Below are 1,312 nucleotides of genomic sequence, written 5' to 3'. Positions count from 1 at the left end.
GGCAAGACACTTGGCTTCATGCTTTCACGACGTCGAAACAAACCAGCCGCCACCAAGTTCTTCGTTCGAATGCTTGAATGCAATGGCCTTCCACGAAAGATCGTCATCGACAAGAGCGGCGCCAACACTGCTGGTATCAAAGCCGTCAACACCATGCTCAAGAGTTTTGGATGTCCAATTTCAATTGAGATGTTGCATCGGAAGTACCTTAACAATCTCATTGAACAAGACCATCGTTTCATCAAACGCCGGATCCGCCCAATGCTAGGATTCAAGTCGTTCGCTTCCGCCTCCGCTACGCTGGATGGGATTGAAGTTGCGCACATGATCCGCAAAATTCCCCATAACCAGAGCCCCCCACCTTACTATGCGCAAAATTCACCACTTTTGCTCGTTTCTTATGTCGTGCAATCAAATTCCTATTATACATGATAAGTACCCCTTATCAGGATTGATTGATTTTGCCGGAAATCGCGCGCAAAATGGCTGCCATGAAGCCTCCTGCCCCACACCTTCCCGGCCCCTTCCCGGCCCTCTCCCAGGCGGATCAGGAGGCCCTGACCGACCTCTATGTCCGCGGCACGCCGGCCAATACGCTGCGGGCCTATGAGCGCGACCTGCTCTACATCACGGCGTGGGCCAATGTGGCCTTCAAGAAGCCGCTTGAGTGGCCGGAGCGTCAGGACATCGCGCTGGCCTTCATCCTCGATCACGCCCGCGATCTGAATGACGCGGCACCAGACGATCGCGCCCGCCGGACGGCGGAAGCATTGATAGATCAAGGGCTGCGCAGATCGCTGGCCTGTCCGGCCCCATCCACCCTGGACCGGCGCATCGCCTCCTGGTTGGCCTTCCACCGCATGAAGAACCTCGCCTCCCCGTTTGACGCCCCTCAGGTGAAACAGGCCCGCGCCAAGGCGCGCCGCGCCGCGGCCCGTCCTGCGGCCCCGAAGTCGCAGCACCCGATCACCCGCGATGTGCTGGAACAGCTGCTGGCCACCTGCCGCGGCTCCCGCCGGGATTGTCGCGACCGGGCGATCCTGATGCTGGGCTGGGCCTCTGGTGGTAGACGGCGCTCCGAGATCACGGCACTGATGCGCGAGGATGTCAGCCTGAAAGCGTTCGAAAAGGAAGGTGTGGTCTGGCTCTCGCTGCTGGAGACCAAGACCACGATCAAGGGTGAAACGCCCCGGCTGGTGCTCAAGGCGCGCGCCGCGCAGGCACTGGTGCATTGGATCGAGGTTGGGCAGATCAGCGACGGCCCCCTGTTCAGACCAGTCTCCAAGGCCGACCGGGTGTTGGGCCGCCGCCT

General features: G+C 60.1%; 2 protein-coding genes. Both read left to right on the top strand.

Annotated features, from left to right (window positions below; translation table 11 throughout):
* Window positions 1-432, top strand: a 432-nt coding sequence (locus ACR0IK_RS24335; protein ID WP_480643684.1) for a DDE-type integrase/transposase/recombinase, incomplete at its 5' end; no start/stop codon positions are given.
* Between the two features lie 29 nt (window positions 433-461).
* On the top strand, window positions 462-1,312 hold an 851-nt coding region (locus tag ACR0IK_RS24330), incomplete at its 3' end, for a tyrosine-type recombinase/integrase (protein WP_480643683.1).

The sequence above is a fragment of the Ruegeria sp. BF7 genome (assembly GCF_056538605.1).
This window is presented reverse-complemented; position numbering and strand designations above follow the sequence as displayed.